Annotated in this window: 17 protein-coding genes; 14 read left to right on the forward strand and 3 right to left on the reverse strand. The window is 42.8% G+C overall.

Annotated features, from left to right (window positions below; all coding sequences use genetic code 11):
- Positions 1 to 189: 189 nt before the first annotated feature.
- Positions 190 to 1,461, forward strand: a complete 1,272-nt coding sequence (gene purD / locus FN831_RS16195) for a phosphoribosylamine--glycine ligase (protein ID WP_142529234.1) — start codon at positions 190 to 192, stop codon at positions 1,459 to 1,461.
- 695 nt (positions 1,462 to 2,156) lie between these two features.
- Here purD and FN831_RS16200 read toward each other — a convergent pair.
- On the reverse strand, positions 2,157 to 3,344 hold the full coding sequence (locus tag FN831_RS16200; RefSeq protein ID WP_142529235.1) for a formimidoylglutamase: 1,188 nt from the start codon (positions 3,342 to 3,344) through the stop codon (positions 2,157 to 2,159).
- Between the two features lie 73 nt (positions 3,345 to 3,417).
- On the opposite strand from FN831_RS16200, the gene FN831_RS16205 reads away from it, so the two are divergent.
- The 6 genes from FN831_RS16205 (at position 3,418) to FN831_RS16230 (ending at position 10,882) form a co-directional block, all read left to right on the forward strand.
- Positions 3,418 to 4,386 carry an NAD-dependent epimerase/dehydratase family protein gene (locus FN831_RS16205; protein ID WP_142529236.1) on the forward strand — a complete coding sequence of 323 codons (969 nt, stop codon included), beginning with the start codon at positions 3,418 to 3,420 and terminating at the stop codon, positions 4,384 to 4,386.
- 1 nt (position 4,387) lies between these two features.
- Positions 4,388 to 5,686, forward strand: coding sequence for an HAD-IB family phosphatase (locus FN831_RS16210; protein WP_142529237.1), 1,299 nt, complete (start codon positions 4,388 to 4,390; stop codon positions 5,684 to 5,686).
- Positions 5,687 to 5,693: 7 nt separating this feature from the next.
- Positions 5,694 to 6,653 (forward strand): tryptophan 2,3-dioxygenase family protein, encoded by a 960-nt coding sequence (locus tag FN831_RS16215; protein WP_142529238.1) that lies wholly within the window; start codon positions 5,694 to 5,696, stop codon positions 6,651 to 6,653.
- A gap of 59 nt (positions 6,654 to 6,712) precedes the next feature.
- A complete protein-coding gene (locus tag FN831_RS16220) occupies positions 6,713 to 7,777 on the forward strand; it encodes a branched-chain amino acid aminotransferase (protein ID WP_142529422.1) in 1,065 nt (354 codons plus the stop codon).
- Positions 7,778 to 7,838: 61 nt separating this feature from the next.
- On the forward strand, positions 7,839 to 9,983 hold the full coding sequence (locus FN831_RS16225) for a S9 family peptidase (protein WP_142529239.1): 2,145 nt from the start codon (positions 7,839 to 7,841) through the stop codon (positions 9,981 to 9,983).
- A gap of 206 nt (positions 9,984 to 10,189) precedes the next feature.
- On the forward strand, positions 10,190 to 10,882 hold the full coding sequence (locus tag FN831_RS16230; protein ID WP_142529240.1) for a tropomyosin: 693 nt from the start codon (positions 10,190 to 10,192) through the stop codon (positions 10,880 to 10,882).
- Between the two features lie 11 nt (positions 10,883 to 10,893).
- Here FN831_RS16230 and FN831_RS16235 read toward each other — a convergent pair whose 3' ends face one another.
- Positions 10,894 to 12,690 (reverse strand): hypothetical protein, encoded by a 1,797-nt coding sequence (locus FN831_RS16235; RefSeq protein WP_142529241.1) that lies wholly within the window; start codon positions 12,688 to 12,690, stop codon positions 10,894 to 10,896.
- 56 nt (positions 12,691 to 12,746) lie between these two features.
- Positions 12,747 to 14,603 carry a cell envelope integrity protein TolA gene (locus FN831_RS16240; RefSeq protein ID WP_142529242.1) on the reverse strand — a complete coding sequence of 619 codons (1,857 nt, stop codon included), beginning with the start codon at positions 14,601 to 14,603 and terminating at the stop codon, positions 12,747 to 12,749.
- A gap of 132 nt (positions 14,604 to 14,735) precedes the next feature.
- On the opposite strand from FN831_RS16240, the gene miaB reads away from it, so the two are divergent.
- From miaB to groES, 7 genes are all read left to right on the forward strand, one after another.
- Positions 14,736 to 16,160, forward strand: coding sequence for a tRNA (N6-isopentenyl adenosine(37)-C2)-methylthiotransferase MiaB (miaB, locus tag FN831_RS16245; RefSeq protein ID WP_142529243.1), 1,425 nt, complete (start codon positions 14,736 to 14,738; stop codon positions 16,158 to 16,160).
- A gap of 32 nt (positions 16,161 to 16,192) precedes the next feature.
- Positions 16,193 to 17,425, forward strand: a complete 1,233-nt coding sequence (locus FN831_RS16250; RefSeq protein WP_142529244.1) for a sigma-54 interaction domain-containing protein — start codon at positions 16,193 to 16,195, stop codon at positions 17,423 to 17,425.
- A gap of 3 nt (positions 17,426 to 17,428) precedes the next feature.
- Positions 17,429 to 17,938 (forward strand): LptE family protein, encoded by a 510-nt coding sequence (locus FN831_RS16255; RefSeq protein ID WP_142529245.1) that lies wholly within the window; start codon positions 17,429 to 17,431, stop codon positions 17,936 to 17,938.
- Positions 17,939 to 17,970: 32 nt separating this feature from the next.
- Positions 17,971 to 19,740: a hypothetical protein gene (locus FN831_RS16260; protein WP_142529246.1), complete on the forward strand. Its 1,770-nt coding sequence runs from the start codon at positions 17,971 to 17,973 to the stop codon at positions 19,738 to 19,740.
- A 14-nt stretch (positions 19,741 to 19,754) separates the two neighbouring features.
- Entirely contained in the window at positions 19,755 to 20,111 is a 357-nt protein-coding gene (gene secG / locus FN831_RS16265) for a preprotein translocase subunit SecG (RefSeq protein WP_142529247.1), read from the forward strand.
- A gap of 146 nt (positions 20,112 to 20,257) precedes the next feature.
- Complete coding sequence (locus FN831_RS16270) at positions 20,258 to 21,334, forward strand: aminotransferase class V-fold PLP-dependent enzyme (RefSeq protein WP_142529248.1); 1,077 nt, start codon at positions 20,258 to 20,260, stop codon at positions 21,332 to 21,334.
- 176 nt (positions 21,335 to 21,510) lie between these two features.
- The gene (gene groES, locus FN831_RS16275; RefSeq protein WP_142529249.1) at positions 21,511 to 21,804 is read left to right on the forward strand and encodes a co-chaperone GroES; all 294 of its coding nucleotides are present in this window, start codon (positions 21,511 to 21,513) and stop codon (positions 21,802 to 21,804) included.
- The last annotated feature ends 43 nt before the right edge of the window (positions 21,805 to 21,847 follow it).

Below are 21,847 nucleotides of genomic sequence, written 5' to 3' on the forward strand. Positions count from 1 at the left end.
GGGGGATAAAAATACAAAATATCTTGTATAATGATCAGACAGTATTGCTTTATTTGGTGAGACCAGTACAAATTGTCATCCTGCTGTAAGAATAGCCGCAATGGATAAAGTGGAAATGGATATCAATAACAGATGGTACAACAATAAAATAACAGATGAAATTTTGGGCAAAGCGGTTATCTTTGCCCCATGAATATCTTATTATTAGGTTCCGGCGGCAGAGAAAGTGCTTTCGCCTGGAAGATGAGCCAGTCTGAGTTATGCTCAAAACTATTTATCGCACCGGGTAACGGTGGAACAGGAGCATATGGCAAAAACGTAAATCTGAATCCAAACGATTTTGAGGCTGTCAAAAAGTTTGTTATGACAGAAAGCATCACTCTTGTAGTGGTAGGGCCTGAAGAACCTCTGGTAAATGGTATTCATGATTTCTTTGTTGCCGATGAGCAGCTTTCAAAAATTCCGGTGATAGGGCCCAAAAAAGAAGGCGCAATCCTGGAAGGCAGCAAGGATTTTTCAAAAGAATTTATGGCACGCCATGGTATCCCTACCCCGGCATCAAAGTCTTTCACGAATGAGACTCTTGCTGAAGGATTGGCTTACCTGGAAAATCATAGCCTGCCTGTAGTATTAAAAGCAGACGGACTTGCAGCGGGCAAAGGTGTAGTGATCTGCGAAAGCAGCATTGATGCACAGGAAGAATTAAAACTGATGCTGGGCGGTAAATTTGGCACTGCGGGATCTCTGGTAGTTATCGAAGAATACCTGACTGGAATTGAACTGTCTGTATTTGTGCTGACCGACGGTGATAACTATGTGATCCTGCCGGAGGCAAAAGACTACAAAAAGATAGGCCAGGCCGATACAGGGCTGAATACAGGCGGTATGGGATCGGTATCACCGGTTCCCTTTGCTGATCAGAAATTCCTGAGCGAAGTAGAACAAACGATTATCATTCCTACGATTGAAGGACTGAAAAAAGATAATATTGATTACACTGGTTTTATCTTCTTTGGCTTGTTCAAAGTTGGCGACAAACCAATGATCATTGAATACAATTGCCGCATGGGCGACCCGGAAACGGAAAGTGTTTTACCAAGGATCGAGAATGACCTGGTAGAACTGTTCATCGCAGCTTCGCAAAAACGCCTGAAGGATGTGCAACTGAAAATTAGTGCGAAAAGTGCTGCTACAGTTATGATCGTTGCCGGAGGATATCCCGGAGATTATGAAAAAGGAAAAGCAATAACGGGTATTGACAACCTGCGCAGGTCATTGCCATTCCATGCCGGAACAATCCTGGAAGGCGGGGTGATCAAAAGCAACGGCGGTCGTGTATTGGCTGTAACTAGTTTGCAGGATGACATGTTTGAAGCCCTGCAATCAGCCACTGCCGATGCGGCCAGGGTTTACTTTGACGGAAAGTACTTCAGGGAAGATATCGGGTTTGACCTGATGTAAAAACAAAAACATTTGAATGAAAGGCCCTGTTTTCTTAGATTTCAGGGCTTTTTGTTATTATATACGAGATTGGTTAAACTATCATTTGATTTTACATATGGTGACCTGCAGATTTTCTACTGGAATCTTTAATCCTTAAACATATATTTTGGAGACACGTATCATCTTACTTTTGTATATGATTGTTAGCTTTAAACAAAGGTTTTAAAGTTTTTATGAAAAGGAGATTCATCAAACTCCAGTCACAGCTGGTAAGCAAAATCAGATTAGTAATAACAAGATTGGATATCGCAACAACACCTGAAGAATCAGATGTACCAGGCTATGGCTACATCATTTGATATTTAGCACTCAAGCTAAGCCGGGCAACTTGCCTCAGATTTTTGCCAAATCCTATTTCAGACAGGCGCTGCTCATATTTCCCTCGCAGACTGTTCGTGTTTCAGTATAGTTTAAGCTAAATTTCAGCTATAGACGAACTATACTTAAGCTATACCATGTCTACCCCTTGTGGACTACTACTTTACAACATGTCTACATAATGTTTACTATTTACGTAGAGTTATAGTAGAGTTCCAGTCCACAAGGGGTAGACATGGTATAGCTTGAACATAGTTTAAATAGAGCTGAGCTATAGCTTCAACTATACCAAAACACGAGCAAGATATCAGCAATATATAGGCGGAAACCGGCTTCTACAGCAACTTCTGATAGGTCCGCCACCACAGGTCAGGCATCTCCCCATTTACGGCCACGGTATAATCCTCATACCGGCAGGGCACCAGATGGTAACGCTCATTTTTAGACACCCCCGATGGGTAAGGTACCTGCATCCACCAGCGGTCGGATTTCTTACTTTTCACAAAAAGCATTTCTCCTGAACCGTCTTTCAGGCTTGCCCGGTATATCAGGTACTGCGATTTAGGATTCAGCGGAAAATCCTTTTTCCGGTTATAAAACCCGTCAACAAAGTACCACACCATCTGTGCCAAAAGCATCGCTGTCTGGCTGCTGTTATCAAATGCAGGGTTAAATTCGTAAAAACCAATGGAAGTAAGCTTATCGTTTAATCCCGCGTAATGCGCGATTTTACAAGCCTGCTCGCCATAAAAGCCATTCGGGCTGGCATTGCCGTTTGCAGGGGCATCAGAAGAACGGATAGCAGAAAGATCAAAACTCACCATATTTGCATTTCTCATCACAGGCTCAACGGAGCTGATCTCCGTTAAAAATTCTCCTAGCCGGTGTACATCAAAATACAGTTTGTTCATCACCTTTAAGCTGTCCTGGTTTACAAAATAGGTTTGGTAACCTACGTTACTAAAGTTAAACAGGTAATTGGGCTGATGTAAAAATATCTTATTCAGATAGCTGTTGGAATGCGTAGCAATATTTGCTTCATCGTATTCATCTTCATCAAGATCGAACTTATTGTCGACCACCACGAGGTCTACTTTCTGCTCCAGGCTTTCATAAGCCATATATTGTGCATAGGTGAGGTCCTGCCCGCCCCCAATAATCACAGGGATGATATTAAGCCTGATCAGTTCCGTAACTACGGTTTTGACCGCGATATACGTATCGGAAATGCTTTCACCTGCCTTGATATTACCAAGATCGATGATCCTGCTGTCGAAAGCCCCTTCGTTCAGCAGATAAAACTGCTCCCTGAAATAATCAGGGCCCAGTGAACAGCCATTGTTATTGATCGCCGCGCGGTCATCCTTTACACCAATAATAGCGATATCGTATTCTTCATCTCCGAGTTCGGGAAATTTCTCAGTATAAAAACGGGCCTTTAATCCCAGCTGACTGGTGTAAAATCCTTGTTTAGGACTGAATTTTTCGGGAATTAAAGGTGAGAAAAAATCGGATAATGACATATTTGATATAATGTATGCTGCCAAATATCTATTTTTGAGACCACATATTAATGAACATCCTAAAAAAAATGAAATGATTTTAGTTACCGGCGCCACAGGTTTTTTAGGATCAGAGCTGATTGTTCAGCTCACGCGGCAGGGAAAAAAAATACGTGCACTCAAACGAAAACAATCTGTTATTCCTGAAATATTAAGGGGTAATTTTCTGGTAGAATGGGTGGTAGCAGAGATCAATGATCTTGCGTCACTGGATGAAGCATTTGAAAATATTACCCAGGTATATCATTGTGCCGCGTTTGTCTCATTTAACCCTAAAGACAAAGCAAAATTACTAAAGATCAATATTGAAGGCAGCAGTAACATTGCCAATCTATGCGTACATTATAACGCAAGGCTTTTACATGTGAGCTCCGTAGCTGCCCTTGGCGAGCCTAAAAAAGGCATGCAGATTACCGAAGACGATTACTGGGAATATGACCCGAAAGTTCATTCTTATGCCATCTCCAAGTATGAAGGCGAGATGGAAGTCTGGCGTGCGATTGCCGAAGGGCTGGACGCAGTAATCGTTAATCCTGCGATTATGCTTGGTGCCGGGGCGGGATATAACGGTAGCGGGGCAATCTTCAAAATTGTACAGGATGGTTTGAAATATTATTCTGCGGGCGCTACCGGTTTGGTGGATGTGGGCGATGTGGCAAAGAGCATGATTCTGTTGATGGCAAGCCCTGTTACCGGCGAAAGATTTACAATATCAGCAGAGAATTATTACTATAAACAGTTTTTTTCGGAGATTGCCGCCGGTTTTGGTGTGAAAGCACCTGCTAAAGAAGCAACTCCATGGATGCTGGGCGTGGCCTGGCGCAGCTTAAAAGTACTTTCTCTCTTTACAGGGAGAGCACCGGGGCTCACCAGCGATGCGGCCAGAAGCAGTATGAACGTTAGCTTTTACAGCAACGAAAAAATCAAAAAAACTACAGGAATTACCTTTAAGCCCCTGCATGAGAGCATCAAGGAAGTATGTGCAGGTTTAATAAAAAACTAAGATGAAGCAGAAGAACATTTACATTATTGATTTCGACAGTACCTTTACACAAGTGGAAGCTCTGGATGAGCTTGCCCGCATTTCCCTGAACAAACACCCGGATAAGGAAGCGATCTTTAAGAAAATTGAAGACCTCACCAACCTGGCTATGGAAGGTAAACTGTCATTCAGTGAGAGTCTTGCCCAGCGTGTAAAACTGCTGGAAGCTTCTGAAGATCATTTGAAACAACTGATCACAAGATTAAAAAAGAAAGTATCAAGTTCATTTTCCCGCAATGCGGCATTCTTTAAAAAACATGCAGATCAGGTACTGATCGTTTCTGGCGGATTTAAGGAGTTTATCACTCCTGTGGTGAGCCAGTACCATATTAAAAAAGAAAATATTTACGCCAATACGTTTGTGACTACGGGCGATGGCAGGATCATAGATTACGACCATGCCAATCCGCTGAGCGAAGAAGGGGGCAAAGTAAAACTGATGCAGCAGCTGAACCTGGAGGGCGATCTCTATGGCATTGGCGATGGATATTCAGATTTCCAGCTGCGCGAAAGCGGAATGATCAAGAAGTTCTACGCTTTTACAGAAAATATTTCGAGGGAGAGCATCGTAAGCAGGGCCGACCATGTGACGCCAAGTTTTGATGAATTCCTGTATGTAAATAATCTGCCAAGGGCGATATCCTATCCGAAGAACAGGATCTTATGCCTGGTGATTGGCGAAGTGCCTGCAGAAAGTATCGCTTTGCTAAAAAAAGACGGTTTTTCTATCCGCCACAAATCCACCTTCGAGGATAAATACGTAAAAGATGTACATATGGTACTGATGGCCGATGGCGAAAAAATGGATCCGGAAAAATTACAGCTTGCTGTGAAACTAAAAACTGTGGGCTACCTGGGCAATGCCAAAAACTATCTGGATATGCAAACCTGTACAGATATGGGCATTGTGATCTTTGAAGATCCAAAACATAATCCAAGGAACACCAATTTTATCCCTAAAAGGATGATGGATTTTATGAATACAGGCACAACCTACCTGAGCAGTAATTTTCCTAACCTGCAGCTGCCAAGATTTAATCAGAGCCACCGCCTGATCCACGTACACCATAACGTACCGGGTATCATGGCCCAGATCAATACCGTTTTTGCCAAACACAGCATCAACATCGTTGGCCAGTTCCTGATGACCAACACTACGATCGGTTATGCGATCACGGATATCAATGCAGAATATGATAAAGATGTTTTTAAAGCCTTAAAGAAAATTGACCAAACTATAAAATTCAGAGTACTCTATTAGCACTACCATGGAATTTACCCCTGAAATAAAAGATAAGCTGGATAAACTCCAGGAAAAGTATGCCGCAATGGGACAGGATATGGCGGCTTACCTGGATGGCTTATTGTATGCCGACTTCCTCACGTACTGGGATTACATCCACCTGGATACGCTGCTGAGCCTGCAAAGTCCCAAGACACCATTTCCTGATGAGGAGATCTTCATCATGTATCACCAGATCACTGAGCTTTATTTTAAGCTGAGCCTGCATGAGTGTAAACAGATTGCAGAACACCCGGCACTGACGGCGGAGTTTTTTGCCAACAGGGTAAAACGGATCAATGCCTATTTCAATGCGCTGGTCAGCTCATTTGAAGTAATGGTAAACGGGATGGAAAAGGAGCAATTCCTGAAGTTCCGCATGTCGCTGCTGCCCGCCAGCGGCTTTCAGTCGGGCCAGTACCGTATGATAGAGATCTGTGCTACAGACTTTATGCGACTAATAGACAAAAGCAGGCGCGAAGAACTGGCCAATGCAACAACCGAGGAAAAGTTTGAACATATCTACTGGAAGTTTGGTGCCACTGAACTTGCCAGCGGTAAACAAACGCTGACGCTGAAGCAGTTTATCGCCAAATATGCAGACCAGTTCCTGCAGCTGATCAAAGAACGTGAACAAACAAACTTTGCCGCTTTGTATCATCGTTTGCTTGACGAAGGACAAGATGTGAGCCTGCTGGCAGAAGAGCTGAAGAAGCTTGATCTTTTTGTCAATGTAGAATGGCCGCTGTCACATTATAAATCTGCGGTAAGATATCTGGAGAGAGACCCCGTAGATATTGCCGCAACAGGTGGTACCAACTGGCAGAAATATCTGCCACCGCGTTTTCAGAAAAGGATCTTCTATCCTTTTTTATGGACAGAAACGCAAGTGGAAGAATGGGGTAAGTCGTGGGTACTTAGTGTCTTAAAAACACTCCACACTTAAAAATAAACTGGTTCATAAAATATTTTTTCTTAATTTTGAACTACACTAATACCGAGACCGTGATAGAGACTTTGACAATAAAAACCACAAAAACTGCTCATTCCAGACTGGCCGAAACGGATAAAACCGATTTACCCTTTGGAAAGTATTTTACTGACCATATGTTTGTTGCGGATTATATTGACGGGCAATGGACAAACTTAGAGATTGTCCCATATGGCCCGATTGAGATGAGCCCGGCAATGTCTGCGCTGCACTACGGACAAACAATATTCGAAGGATTAAAAGCATATAAACAAGCTGACGGCAGTGTGAGCGTCTTCAGAGCAGACAAAAACTTTGCGCGTCTGAATAAATCGGCCGAAAGGATGTCTATGGCTACTCTTCCTGAAGATATCTTCATGCAGGGCCTTGCCGCACTGATTGATATTGACAGGGCATGGGTGCCGGATATTGAAAACTATTCTTTGTATATCAGGCCAACAATGTTTGCTACTGATCCTTTTCTGGGTGTAAGACCATCATTGACCTATAAATTTATGATCCTGATGAGCCCCAGTGCTCCTTACTACAGCAAACCGCTGAAGGTGAAGATCGAGACTAAATATACCCGCTCTGTAGACGGGGGCGTAGGCGCGGCAAAAACCGGAGGAAATTACTCCATGGCGATGCTGCCTACCACCAAAGCTCATGAGGAAGGATTTGACCAGCTCATCTGGACAGATGCAAAAGAGCACAGATATGTGGAAGAATCCGGTGCGGCCAACCTGATGTTTGTAGTAGACGGAAAGATTTTAACTCCGGAAGTACGCGAAACGATCCTTGATGGCGTTACGCGCGACACCGTAATCCAGCTGGCGAAAAGCCTGGGTTATGAAGTGGAGGAAAGAAGGGTTGAGATTAAGGAAGTACTTGAATATGCAGAAAGCGGAAGGCTTACCGAGGCTTTTGCTGTTGGTACCGCCGCTACTGTTACCCAGATCTATGAAATGAATTTCGAAGGCAAAGCTTATCCCCTGACGGATCCTGCCAGCCGCACCATTTCTACCGGAATTGCAAAAAAATTAAATGATATCCGTTATGGTGTTACAGCCGATGAATTTGGCTGGAACTGGATCGTTTAACCACAAAAAGACATTTGTTACGATAAGGCGCCCCTAACAGGCGCCTTTAATTTTTTATAAGATGAAGCTATCTATTCTCACCTCATGCCTTAATGTAACTGCATGTGTAGTTTTTACCTCTTTTGCTGCTCTTACTGCAGGCGCACAGCAGCAGCGTTTAACTTTTCAGCAAACGCAGGGCACTGTACCTTCGCTCACAAAAACACTGGGTGTAATCTCCGGCTGGAGCGATGAAAATCACTATATTGAAACGGATACCAAAACCAAACAGATGTACGCCGTAGACATAAACTCCGGTGAACGCAATCCCTATACCCCACCTCCCAGGAGCAATGTTAATGTGATGGTGAAAGATAAGGATGTCTACATTCAGTATGGAAAAGACGAACCTAAACGATTGACAACCGATACGGCGGAGGAGAAAAATCCTATGTTATCGCCGGATGGGAAATATGTTGCCTTTACCCGAAAAGGGGATCTGTACGCTGTAGAAGTTGCCACCGGCAAAGAGATCAGGTATACAACGGATGCTACTGATGTAATCTATAACGGGTATTCCTCTTGGGTATATTTTGAAGAGATCCTGGGCCGTCCTACAAAGTACAGAGCCTTTTGGTGGTCGCCCGACAGTAAACACCTTGCCTTTATGCGTTTTGATGATACGAAGGTTCCGATGTTCCCGATCAACGGTGCTACAGGACAGCATGGATATACTGAGAAAACACGCTATCCCAAAGCAGGGGACCCAAACCCTGAGGTAAAAATCGGCTTTGTTCCTGCAGCAGGCGGATCCGTGGTATGGGCAGATTTTAACGAGAAAGATGATCAGTATTTTGGCACCCCCTACTGGAGCTACGATGGCAGCAGCATGATGGTGCAATGGATGAACCGCGGACAGGATAATTTGAAGTTCTATGCAGTTAAACCGGAAACCGGGACTAAAAAAGAAACTTATGATGAGAAACAGCCTTCATGGGTAGATCTTGATTATGATGGCCGCATCACATATCTGGAAGATAAAAAACACTATATTTTGAAAAGCGATAAAACCGGATGGGCACACTATTATCTGTATACGCTTGATGGGAAACTGCTGAATCCGCTGACCAGCGGCAAATGGCAAGTGACGAATTTGCTGTATGTTGACGAAAAGAACAAAGTCGTTTATTTTACCGCCCGCAAAGAAGCCTCTACACGTACGGATCTCTACCGGGTAAACTATAGTGGGAAGGACCTTAAACGGCTGACTTTTGGGGAGTATAGTCACCAGGTACAGATATCACCATCGGGAAAATATTTCATTACAACATATTCAAATGTAAACACCCCTCCCAGGCAGACGCTTTTGGACAACAATGGAAAGGTCATTAAGGAAATTGCAGACAGCAAATCCGCAGATTTCGCAAATTTCGATATCGGGAAGACTGAAATGATCACCATCCCTACTGATGACGGTTACAATCTGCCGGCGGTAATCACTTATCCGGTGGATTTTGACCAGACAAAAACCTATCCGGTAATCTTCAGTATGTATGGCGGGCCGGATGCGGGAACGGTAACTAATACCTGGAAGGGTGCCGCTATCCAATGGTGGGCCAACGAGGGAATTATCCAGATTTCGGTAGATCACCGTGCTTCGGGACAGTTTGGCAAGGCAGGTGTGGCACTTATGCACAGGAACCTGGGCAAATGGGAGATGAAGGACTATATTACCGCCGCGAAATGGCTGAAAGCAAAGACCTGGGTGAACAAGAAAAAATTACTGATTACAGGGCATAGTTATGGCGGCTACATGACTACGATGGCCTTAACATACGGTGCTGACTATTTCGACTACGGATATGCCGGTGCACCGGTAACAAGCTGGGAACTCTATGATTCTGCCTATACAGAAAGATTTATGGACACGCCAAAAGAAAACCCTGAAGGGTACAAAAATGCTTCGGTACTAACTTATGTGGACAAGTATAAAGGACTGTTGCGCATTATGCATGCGGATATGGATGACAATGTGCATATGCAGAATACTATCCAGCTGATCAATAAAATGGAAGATGCGAACAAACACTTTGAACTCATGATTTATCCGGGCGGCAGGCATGGATGGTCTGCCACGGTTAAAGGGAAGCATGATTTTACAGAGCGTGCAAGATTTTATTATCAGAATTTACTGGAAAAACCAGTACCGGAAGAGTTGCTAAAGTAAAGATTGTAATGGTGACAAGTTTAAACAGGCTGTCTTTTTAATTAATTATGTAATTATTTGTAAATAAAAATTCTAAATATTAACTTTGGATTACAAAATAAACCTGAAAGATATGCCTGTCCAGATGTTAAAATAGCGGGAAGTTGCTACTAAACAGAAGGAAGCTGGCAAAAGAAACTGAATTTGTCATCATTATATCTTAACAAATGGAAGAAAGTTTAAATAGATTAGAAGACAAGCTGGACAACTTTATTACCGCAGTCCTATCAGGATTCGAAAAGATTGATCAGAGATTTGATGCGGTCGATCGTAAATTCGACGAAGTTGATCAAAGGTTTGATGCAATCGATCGTAAATTCAATGAAATCGATCAGAGGTTTGATGCAATCGATCGTAAATTCAATGAAATCGATCAGAGGTTTGATGCAATCGATCGTAAGTTCAATGAAATCGATCAGAGATTTGATGCAATCGATCGTAAATTCGATGAAGTTGATCAGAGATTTGATGCAATCGATCGTAAATTCGATGAAGTTGATCAGAGGTTTGATGCAATCGATCGTAAATTCGATGAAGTTGATCAGAGGTTTGATGCAATCGATCTTAAATTCGATGAAGTTGATCAGAGGTTTGATGCAATTGATCGTAACTTCGATGAAGTTGATCAGAGATTTGATGCAGCGGATGGAAAATTCAAATCCATCGATAGCGAAATCAGAACATTAAATGAAAAAATAGACAGGATGCAGGGTAACTCATCTGCCAGTATCGAAACCCTTGAAAAAAGGATGAATGATATCATAGCTGAACTCAAAAAGATCTCCGTTGTGACCCGATATGATAACGATTACCCTTATCTGGTGAAAAATGGTTCTTCGTCTGGTAAACCAAAAAGATAAGGCCGACAGTCTTATCTTTTTGTACGGGAATCATGCCTTTTCTGCCGGTTTTCCCGGCGCTCTGCCCTGTCGGCTTTCATTTTTTCAAACTGCGCTACCTTTGCCGCAATTTCTGCTTCCTTCTTTGGGGTTAGTCCCACAGTATATTTGATCCCCTGGAAAAGTGACTGCCAGATAAAACTAAAGAAAGAGTTAGTAGGGTCACGCTGGAAATTGATCGGTGCTGTAATAAATTCTCCGGCTTTGTTTGGATTAGCGGGATTGATCACGAGGGCATTTGCCAGCATGGAGATCAGCCCCTGTTTTACCAGCCTGTTTTTTCCCTGTACTTTTTTCAGCAGGCCAATAGATAGACCATCATAGGCAAAGGCAAGATTTCCTTTGGCCTGTGTTTCATCGGCTACTACATTAAAGTTTAGTTTCTGCACTTCTCCGCTTTTTACCTGTACAAGGCCCAGAGGCTTTGTAATCTTATTTAAAACAGAGCCTTTCATATTGGTAAGCTGTCCACTGTAGGAGAATGCACCATTTTTTGCATTCAGATCAAATTTAAAATTAACATGCAGCTTTCCCTGCCCCATCATGTAACTATCCAGACTGGCCAGCATGAAAGGATTCTTCTCTTTAACTTTTATTTCGTTGGTCACATTTGAAATAGACCCCGAGGTATTTTCAAATGTGATCTTTCCTTTTTGGCGTGTATAGCGATCGAACAGTGCATAGCTGAAATCAACATTATTCAGGCTAAGTTTCTTTACCGAAAGCTGCCCTTTAACCGTCTGCAAAAGCTGATGCGGAAATTTTCCCATACGCACCGTTCCTTTTGATGGCAGCTCATTGTTGTTAAATACATTGACAAATCCATTATCGATGGTCATGTCCGTTGCTGAAAGCTGCAGCTTCTTCACATACAGCGGAAGGTCGATCCCGTTTAAACGGATGTCACTCATCTGAATATGGAAGCGGTCTTTCGCATAGCCTGCCACGCGTCCGAAATCCATTTCTGAGTACCTGGGAGTGAGGCTGAACCTGTTGATATGCAGCATTCCTGTCGAAGCCTTAAATGCCAGGGCATTGATACGCATATGATATAGGCTGTCTGGAGTGGCAAACTCATAATCGTTCAGATTGATGAGAACATCTTTCAGGAGGTAAAACCTTGAGGGATCAGTTGCGGAATGCGGATCTATCAGCCAGTCTTTGAACGTTATATTGAGGTTATCGAGTGAATCAGACTCTGCTACAGGGAGATTCCTGTTCACATATTTAAAACTAACGTCCTTCAGATCGATGCTTTTTACGCTTACCTCTTTCAGGAATTTGGATATGTAAGTATAAGGAGATTTATACGGTCTGGCAGGCCGGTTCTCATTGAACTCGAACTGCTTATTGATCATTACAACACTGGGGTGTTCAAAAAGCAGCTGATCAACATTAAGTTTTTTATCCTTGAATAATCTTAAGGGATGAAAATTCCAGATTGTCAGCTTTTTAAGCCTTACTTCATAGATATTGTTTGGCGCATGCTTAAGGCGTACCAGTTTATTAAAGATATTAGTGTCAGGCAGGATGCGCACATCCAGAATGGAAGCGTTGCCCAGCAGATAGTTTGTATTTACAGTGCTGAATTCTACATGATACAAACTGTCTGTAGCATGCAGTACCAGGTCTTTCAGCTCTTTGGTAACGATCGGCCTGCGCTTAGAACTGAGATACCACGACGCGGCATCAGCAGTCATAAACAGTACGAATACAATTCCGGCGATCCATTTGAGTACAGTAAATGTCTGTCGGGAGGTTTTAATCATGCATTACCGGGAATATGATTTTACAATATACGTTTTTTCTCAAATCAGTGATATACTTAACTCTGTTCCTTTGCAGCTTTTTTTTCAGCTCTTCTGGCTTGTCTTTTCTCCCGTTTTTCCTGACGGTTTTGTTTTTTGTCCTGATTCTCTTGCTTCCTGTCCTCTCTCTTTTCTTTACGCTCTTCCAGTTTTTTAACGACCACTTTACGTCCCTCTTCCGGGCTTTTCATAGGTATGATTCCAAGTCCTACCGTCTCACGCATTCCTATGAAAACGCTTTTCCATAATAAATTAAAAAATGAAGCACCTGGCGGGCGTTCAAATACGATATCAGCGCTGCGGACTGGTTTTCCTTTTGAAGGGTTCTCATCTTTTATAATCAGTGTATTGGCAAGGAAAGAAAGCAGGCCTTTCTTTTTTGCCGGCTGGCCGTCTTCGCCTTCTTTCAGCAGTTCTATCTTCAGGTTGTTATAATACATCTGCATGGTGCCCCTGGAACCTTTGTCGCTGGCTTTCACATCAAAATCTATTTGCTGTACCTGTCCGCTTTGGATTTTAACGAGCCCCAATGCTTTGGACAGGGGATTAAGTTTAACCATGTCCATTTTACCGATATGACCTTTAAAAGTGAAAGCAGCATTGGTGGCCAGCAGGTTAAAATTGATACGGATGTGTAATTGTGCAGCCCTGATCAGATAGGCGTCAAGATCTGCAACAGCGTATTTATTTTTAGACAGTGAAGTTGAGTCGTTGGTTACGTTGTAGATATTTCCGGTGAGGCGGTCGATGTGTACCGTGCCCTTTTCCTGTGAAATAGGGTTGTATTCTGTGTATGCTACATTGACACCACGCAACTGAAGCGTGTCGATCGTACTTTCTACAGGCAGCCTTTTTAAGGCCATGTGCGGGAAGTTCTGCGATTTATCCCCATGTCCGGGCGGCATCTCCCTATTCATAAAAACTTTGGCATTTGCGTTTTTAATACGGAGCGATTTGGCCTGCAGGATACCTCTGATATTTAAACGGTAGAAATTTACCCCTTTGAAATCGATCTGGTCAAAAGCCAGGTCATACCTGTCTTTTTGGGTCTTCAGCATTTTGCTGAACTGTATTTCGGGATACATAGGGATCATTTTAAATCCCCTGATATGAACTGTTCTGCCAATGGCAGATCCCGTGATGGTATCCACTTTCATGGTGTACATCTTATTTTTCGACAAAGAATGGTATCCCGTCATTTCAAAAGATATGTCCTTTGTATAGTAGAACCTGGTTGTATCGGTTTTGGAGTGCTCGTCCAATAAAAGGTCTTTTACATTTACGTTTAGATGTTTTACGGAATTTAATATCATTCCTGTTGCCCCGCTCACATAGTCGAGATCGGCATCTTCAATCTTAATGCCTTTGATGTGAACAGATTTTAGTGTTTTCGAGATTCGTTCGTACAGGCTTCGCCTGTCTTTCACCGGTGTGGGTTTTTTATAGACCTTATTATAGATCATATTGATGGAAGGGTGTTCCAAAATTATATCATTCATCTCTATTCTTTTCTTGAAATAGATGCTTAGGATTTCAATTCTGCGGAGCTGGAGCTTTTCCAGTTTTACCCGGTATAAGTGGGTAGGTGCGGTGCCGGATTTTTTCCGCTCATTGAAAACGGCTGTGTCAGGTGCAAGTAAAATACTGTCAACCGTTACACTACCTGTAAGGAGGTTTAAATGTATGTCTTTAAAGTTTAATGTGTATAGATGTTCAGATCCGTTATAGACCACATCCTTGATTTTTTGAGTCAGCACCGGCTTCCAGCGAATGCTGAAATAGACTGAAACACTGCCTGCCACAACGATCAGGGCGATAATTATTCCCCCTATCCATTTCCATATTTTTCGAGTTCCTGATCCCTTGTTTATCATAGTTTAGGTTTGTATGCATACACATTACAACAACCATGCTCACAATGTTTGGACAGGAATTTAAATTCTGCCAATTTGTCATTTACGAATTATATTTTGTATTTTTGTACCCCAGTAATATGATTACAGTTTATGATTGATTTACAGCTAGCAGACAAGACACACGATGAAGAGCGCCAGGGTGAAGCCCTGATCATTGAAGCACCTAAAGTGCTCAATGCGAGAAAGCTATATATTGAGAGTTATGGTTGTCAGATGAATTTTGCCGATAGCGAAATCGTAGCTTCTATCCTGCTTGATCAGGGTTTTGAAACCACGGGAGACTATCACGAGGCAGACGCAATATTTATTAACACCTGCTCTATACGGGAGAACGCAGAACAGCGCGTGCGCAACCGTTTATCGCAGTTCGGCATAGAAAAACGCAGGAACCCCAAGCTGATTGTGGGTGTACTGGGCTGCATGGCAGAGCGTTTGAAATCAAAATTTCTGGAAGAAGAGAAACTGGTTGATATGGTTGTTGGACCGGACGCTTACCGCGATTTGCCACAGCTGATCGAGCAGGTAGGCGAAGGCCAGAAAGCGATTAACGTATTACTTTCGAGGGAAGAAACTTATGCAGACATCAGCCCTGTCCGCTTAAACGGAAATGGCATTACCGCATTTATTTCTATTATGCGGGGTTGCGATAATATGTGTTCCTTCTGCGTGGTCCCTTTTACCAGGGGACGTGAGCGCAGCAGAGACCCGCACTCAATCATGGCAGAAGCGCAGGACCTGTTTGACCGCGGCTATAAAGAAGTAACTTTACTGGGGCAGAATGTAGATTCTTACAAATGGAAAGGCGAGGATGAGGCAGCTGAGACTATGGTCAACTTTGCCCAGTTACTTGAAAAAGTAGCCCTGATCAGCCCTGATTTGAGGATCCGCTTTTCTACATCACATCCAAAAGATATTACTGATGAAGTATTGTATACGATCAAAAAGTATGATAACATCTGTAATAATATCCACCTTCCCGTACAATCGGGCAGCAGCAGGGTATTGGATATAATGAACCGAACCTATACCCGTGAATGGTATATCAACAGGATCGATGCCATCAGGAGCATTATCCCTGATTGCGCGATATCAACCGATGTTATCGCAGGATTCTGCACAGAAACAGAGGAAGAACATCAGGAAACGCTGAGCATGATGGATTATGTGGGTTATGATTTCGCTTTCTGTTTCAGCTATTCTGAAAGGCCGGGTACCCTGGCCGCAAGGAAGTTTAAAGATGATATCCCTGAAGACGTAAAAAAACGCCGTTTACAGGAAATCCTGTTAAAACAGCAGGTGACATCATTACAGCGGCTGCAGGCTTCAGTTGGTAAAACCGTGAGGATCCTTGTAGAAGGGTTCTCTAAGAAGTCTGACAAAGACTTATGCGGAAGAAATGACCAAAATGCAATGATCGTATTTCCGGCAGAAGAAAATATTAAGCCGGGCCAATATGTGAATGTTGTGATTGAGCGTTGTACTTCAGCAACACTATTAGGCAGAATTGCCAGTTAAGAGAAGAATATTTTAAACAAATTCAATTTATTTTGGACGTACAGGATATTAAAAATCGATTTGGAATTATTGGTGGTTCCCCACTGTTAAACCGGGCAATTGACATTGCCAGGCAGGTAGCTCCAACGGATATGTCAGTTTTAATTACTGGTGAAAGTGGCAGCGGAAAGGAAGTATTTTCGCATATCATTCACCAGATGAGCACACGCAAGCATGGTGCTTTTATTGCAGTAAACTGCGGTGCCATCCCGGAGGGAACAATAGACTCAGAATTATTTGGTCACGAGAAAGGTTCGTTTACCGGTGCACATGAAGCACGTAAAGGTTACTTCGAGGTAGCTAACGGCGGAACGATTTTTCTGGATGAGGTAGCAGAATTGCCATTGGGCACACAGGCACGCCTGCTGCGTATCCTGGAGAGCGGCGAGTATTTACGCGTAGGATCATCTAAAGTACAGAAAACGGACGTCCGTATTGTGGCAGCTACAAATGTAGATGTGTACAACAGGGTAAAATCGGGCAAATTCCGTGAGGATCTGTATTACCGATTAAATACCGTGCCTTTGCGCATTCCGGCATTACACGAAAGAAAAGAAGATATATTTTTGCTGTTCAGAAAGTTTTCTGCTGATTTCAGCGACAAATACCGCAGTCCGGGTATCCACCTGGAACCGGATGCAATACAGATGCTGAGCAACTACAGCTGGCCGGGAAATGTGAGGCAGCTGAAAAATATTGCCGAGCAGGTATGTGTGCTTGAGAAAGACCGCAATGTAACAGCCGCTGCTTTGCTGAACTATATCCCTAATGAAAGCGGCAGCAACCTGCCAATGGCGATCAACGGCAATAACAAAGAAGATTTTTCAGAACGGGACATTCTCTACAAAGTGCTTTTCGATATGAAGAAGGACATGATGGACCTGAAGAAACTTGTTGCGGAGATTATCCAGAGCGGCGGGAATACATCTCATATTGTAGCAGACAATCCTCATTATATCAACCAGCTTTATCAGGAGATTGACCAGACCGGGAATAATGACTCTACACTAACGATCAAAAAGCCTTCACAGAATGCACCTGTAGACTATAACTATACGCATGAGGCCGAGGAAGTGGAAGAATCGCTTTCGCTGATCGACAAGGAATCTGACCTGATCAAAAAGGCACTGAAAAAACACAAAGGCAAGCGCAAGTTCGCTGCACAGGAATTGGGCATCTCGGAACGTACATTATACAGAAAGATTAAAGAACTGAATTTAAATTAAGAGATGAAGAAAATATATTTGTTGCTGTTGCTGCCCTTAGTAATGCTGGTAAATTCGTGCTCGGTGAAACTGAACGGTATCTCGATCCCCGGAGAGATGAAGACAATTACCGTACTGTTTTTTGAAAACAATGCGCCGCTGGTTGTGCCTACCCTGAGTCAGGATTTCACAGAAGCCCTGAAGAACAGGATCCGTACCCAGACCAGACTGAATATTGTCACATCAGATGCACAGGCTGTGTTTGAAGGCCGGATCACAGGTTATGATATCAGACCTGTGGCACTTCAGAACAATAACAACCCAAGCGCAGGAGCAAACAGGCTTACAATTAAGGTAAGCGTAAAATATACCAACAACATAAACCCTAAACTAAGTTTCGAAGAATCTTTCGAAAGGTATAAGGATTTCCCGGTTGGAACCACAACTTTTGATATTGCTCAAATCCAGCTGATTAAAGATATCAACGTGATGCTCATCGAAGATATTTTCAACAGGGCATTTGCACAATGGTAAGAAAATTGAATTCCAATTATTAACTTAGCAACGTGGAGCTGGACAAAAACATAGAACAAGAACTCGCCGGATTACTTGCGGACCCTGAAAAGGTATCGCCGCAGCATACGGCAATGTTAAATGATTTGTTACAGCAATATCCTTACTATCAACCACTGCACTTGCTGCTGGCGAAAGCAAGCCTGAATTCAGAAGAGCGCAACAATGCACTGGCAAAAGCATCCCTCTATACAAACGGACAAACACTGCACCGTTTTCTCTTTGAAAAAAGAGAGATAAAGGGTGATTTTCAGTTAAACGAAGCTCCTGCTGCGATTGGTGCGGATCTTCCGGTAGTAACGGATGAGCAGGAAACCTTTGAAGAAATTTCTGAACCTTTATCTTTTGCTTCCTATGAACCTGCTGGAGTTGCTTCTCACGAGCCTGTTACAGCTGCACAGACTGAGCACTTTATTGCCGACACCGAGCCTGCAGAGGCGATTGTAAATACTGAAGGCGAAACAGAAGAAGGTATTGCCAGTTCTGAAGAAATTAAGATTGAAGAAGTTACCGCTGAAGATGACCTCTCAGTCGGAGAATACCCGACATACGAAGAAAAGCTGCCAGTTGATGAAGATGTACCGCTTGAAGAACAACATTCTCTTAGCGACGAACAGGAAACCTTCGAAGAGATTTCTGAAACTGCTGCATTTAGTCAACTGCAAAGCATTCCGGTGCCAGATGAACAGCACTTACATGCTGAAGGAGATCTGAATTCCGTCGTACATTCTGCTGAAGCCGATGAACAGGAGACTTATGAAGAAATTTCTGAGCCTGATGGAATTGCGCATTTTGAAACCATTCCTGCGCCAACGGTAGCAGATATACCTGCTGAAGATATTTCGCCGGATACAGAAGAAAATATTTTTGAAGAAATTGGTGAGGTTGACTATAATGCTTACCGTCCTTTCAGGAACTCAGCACAGGCTGATGAGCCATCAAAACCGGAAGAAGCATCCACCGGTTTTTATACGGTATTGCCTAAAGACAGAACTGCAGAGGAAAGCCTTCCGGAAGAGGATCTTACTGAAAGTATACCGGATACAGCAGAGTCGGTTGAGGACTTGCCAGAGCAAAAGGCTGACACGGAATCAGATATACAGAAAAACACTTTTGAAGATGATTTCGTATTTGAAAGCATTGTGTCTTCGGATTTCTTTGCTTTTGAAAATAACTTCAGTGCCGTTGAAGAAGTTGAACCGGAAAAGGCAGAAATACCTGCCCCTCCTGTTATTGAGGAACACGATGAAGCTGCCGCAGCTGAAGTTGCCAACAGCAGGGTCAGTAACTATAACGACGATAAACTGCCATATACCTTTTTGTGGTGGCTTGCTAAAACCCGCAAGGAACATGAGAGTTTTCAGCCTTATGTTGCGGCGAAAAAGCCCGGTTCAAACGAACTGCAACAGCAGTATGTAGAACATATTTTTCACATACAGAGCCACCTCACCGGAACTGAGGCCCTGCTGGACAGTACAGAAGAGCCAAAGCCGGTAAGCAGGGATTTCCAGATCATCGACAGCTTTATCAAAAATGATCCGCAGATCCATCCGCCCAAGGCCGAGCAGATCGACAATGAAAATAAGGCGAAGAAAAGTGCGGAGGACCAGAACGACCTGGTTTCTGAAACCCTCGCCGGAATTTACATCGAACAGATGCTTTATGACAAGGCGATAGATACTTATGAAAAATTAAGTTTGAAGTTCCCGGAAAAAAGCCGTTACTTTGCCGACCTTATCCAATCTATAGAAAAGAAAATTTAACCATTTAACATACTATGCTTTTTTTAATTATCTTATTAATCATTATTTGTGTTGCGTTAGGCCTGTTTGTTCTGATACAAAATCCTAAAGGCGGTGGTCTGGCAACAGGCGGGTCTGGCAGCAATATGTTCGGCGTACAACGTACAGGAGATGTTCTGGAAAAAGGCACCTGGGTATTGTTAACACTTATTGTAGTTATTTCATTGGCGGTTACTGCTATTGGAAAAACTGGCGGTACTACTTCAGGTAGTACAGATTCAAAAATTCAGGAGCAACTGGACAAGACACCAACGCCTTCCCCAATCGGTGGAGCATTAGGTACTGCACCAGCGACCGCACCTGCAACAACTACAGATACATCAAAAAAATAGCCTCAGGCTAATACAAATACAGGGATCGCCTGTGGATTGCTCATTTGAGTAAACCACAGGCGATTTTTTATTTCGTATTTACCGGTTCTTTACAATTTTAACGGGTTATAACCAGATCATATCTGTATTTATAAATATATTTACAGATGGATTTCAAAGAGCAGTTCCCGATTCTAAATCAATGTACGTATCTCAATACTGCCAATTCAGGCATTTTATCAAAGTCCACATTTGAATGGCGAAGGGCACATGACACCGAATTCCTGAATTATGGCAGCGGTTTCAGAACACATCAGAATATTTTCCTCAACGATGTGAGAAATACCCTGGCAAGCTTCTTTCATGCTAAAGCGGGCCAGATATTTCTGGTCTCCAATTTCTCCTTTGGTTATAACGTATTCCTGGACGGGTTGCCGGGTGACCAGCGCTTTCTGCTTTTACAGGGGGACTACCCTTCAGTTACTTATCCTGTACAGAGCAGGGGATTTATTTGTGACTCTCTGCCTGTTAATGAACATCTGGAAGACAATATTATTGAAAAAATCAGGCTTTTTAAACCCACTGTCTTTGCGTTCAGCCTGATTCAGTATACCAATGGGATGCAGATGAGCCTTGAATTTACAAAAAGACTGAAATCAATGTTCCCTGAATTGATACTCGTTGCAGATGGAACGCAATTCTGCGGTACGGCAAAGTTCAACTTTAAGGAATCCGGATTAGACGTGTTGATTTCCAGTGGTTACAAGTGGATGCTGGCAGGTTATGGGAACGGATTTGTTCTTCTCAAAGACAGAATTGCAAAACAGCTTTATTCCAGTGTCCAAAACAGACCCTTGCCTCTGGAAAGCTTTAAAAATATTCAGGGGCATCTGGGACTTTATTTTGAACCCGGCCACCTCGATACACTAGCTCATGGCACCCTGCAACAGTCCGTATTTTATTTAGAACAGCTGGGACATGAGTTTATTGAAAACAAGCTCCGGATACTTGGTGTAAAGGCGAAGGCAGCATTCGCTGAACGGGGGTTACTTGAACCGGCAGTTCTTTTGCAAAAGGAACCATCACACATTTATGTGATTAATATCAGCGATGAGCTGCACCAAAAAATCCTGGCTGCCGGCATTGTATGTATTTCACGGGGTCAGGGAACCAGAGTAGGCTTTCACTTTTACAATACAGAAGAAGACATCGACCATTTACTTGAAGTGATAGACCGAAGCTAATCGCATTCTTAAATTCTACCCTGCCAGTCTGACACGAAAAAACATGACCTTAATCTATTAGCTGACAAGCCTGTGTAAATTTGTCAAGCAATGTACGCTTGGCATAAAAACTGTTGTGTACATCGTGTTTAATAAAATTTATACATTAACCTTTAAATTAAAACAATAATTAAGTTATGGCTTTAAACATTAAACCCATTGCAGATAGAGTAGTTGTTGAAGCTGCTCCTGCCGAAGAAAAAACTGCTTCGGGTATTTACATCCCGGATACAGCTAAAGAAAAACCTCAGCAAGGAACAGTTGTAGCAGTTGGACCAGGTAAATTTGCCGAACAAACAGGGAACTTAGTACCATTGAGCGTTAAAGTTGGGGATGTAGTTTTATATGGAAAATACGGCGGTACTGAAATTACTTATGAAGGTAAAGAGTATCTTATAATGCGTGAAACTGATCTTTACGCAGTTCTTTAATCGTTGGTTTAACTTCCAGCAAAACCCACCAAATATTTAAACA

Source organism: Pedobacter westerhofensis (assembly GCF_900182595.1).
Taxonomy (GTDB): Bacteria; Bacteroidota; Bacteroidia; order Sphingobacteriales; family Sphingobacteriaceae; genus Pedobacter; species Pedobacter westerhofensis.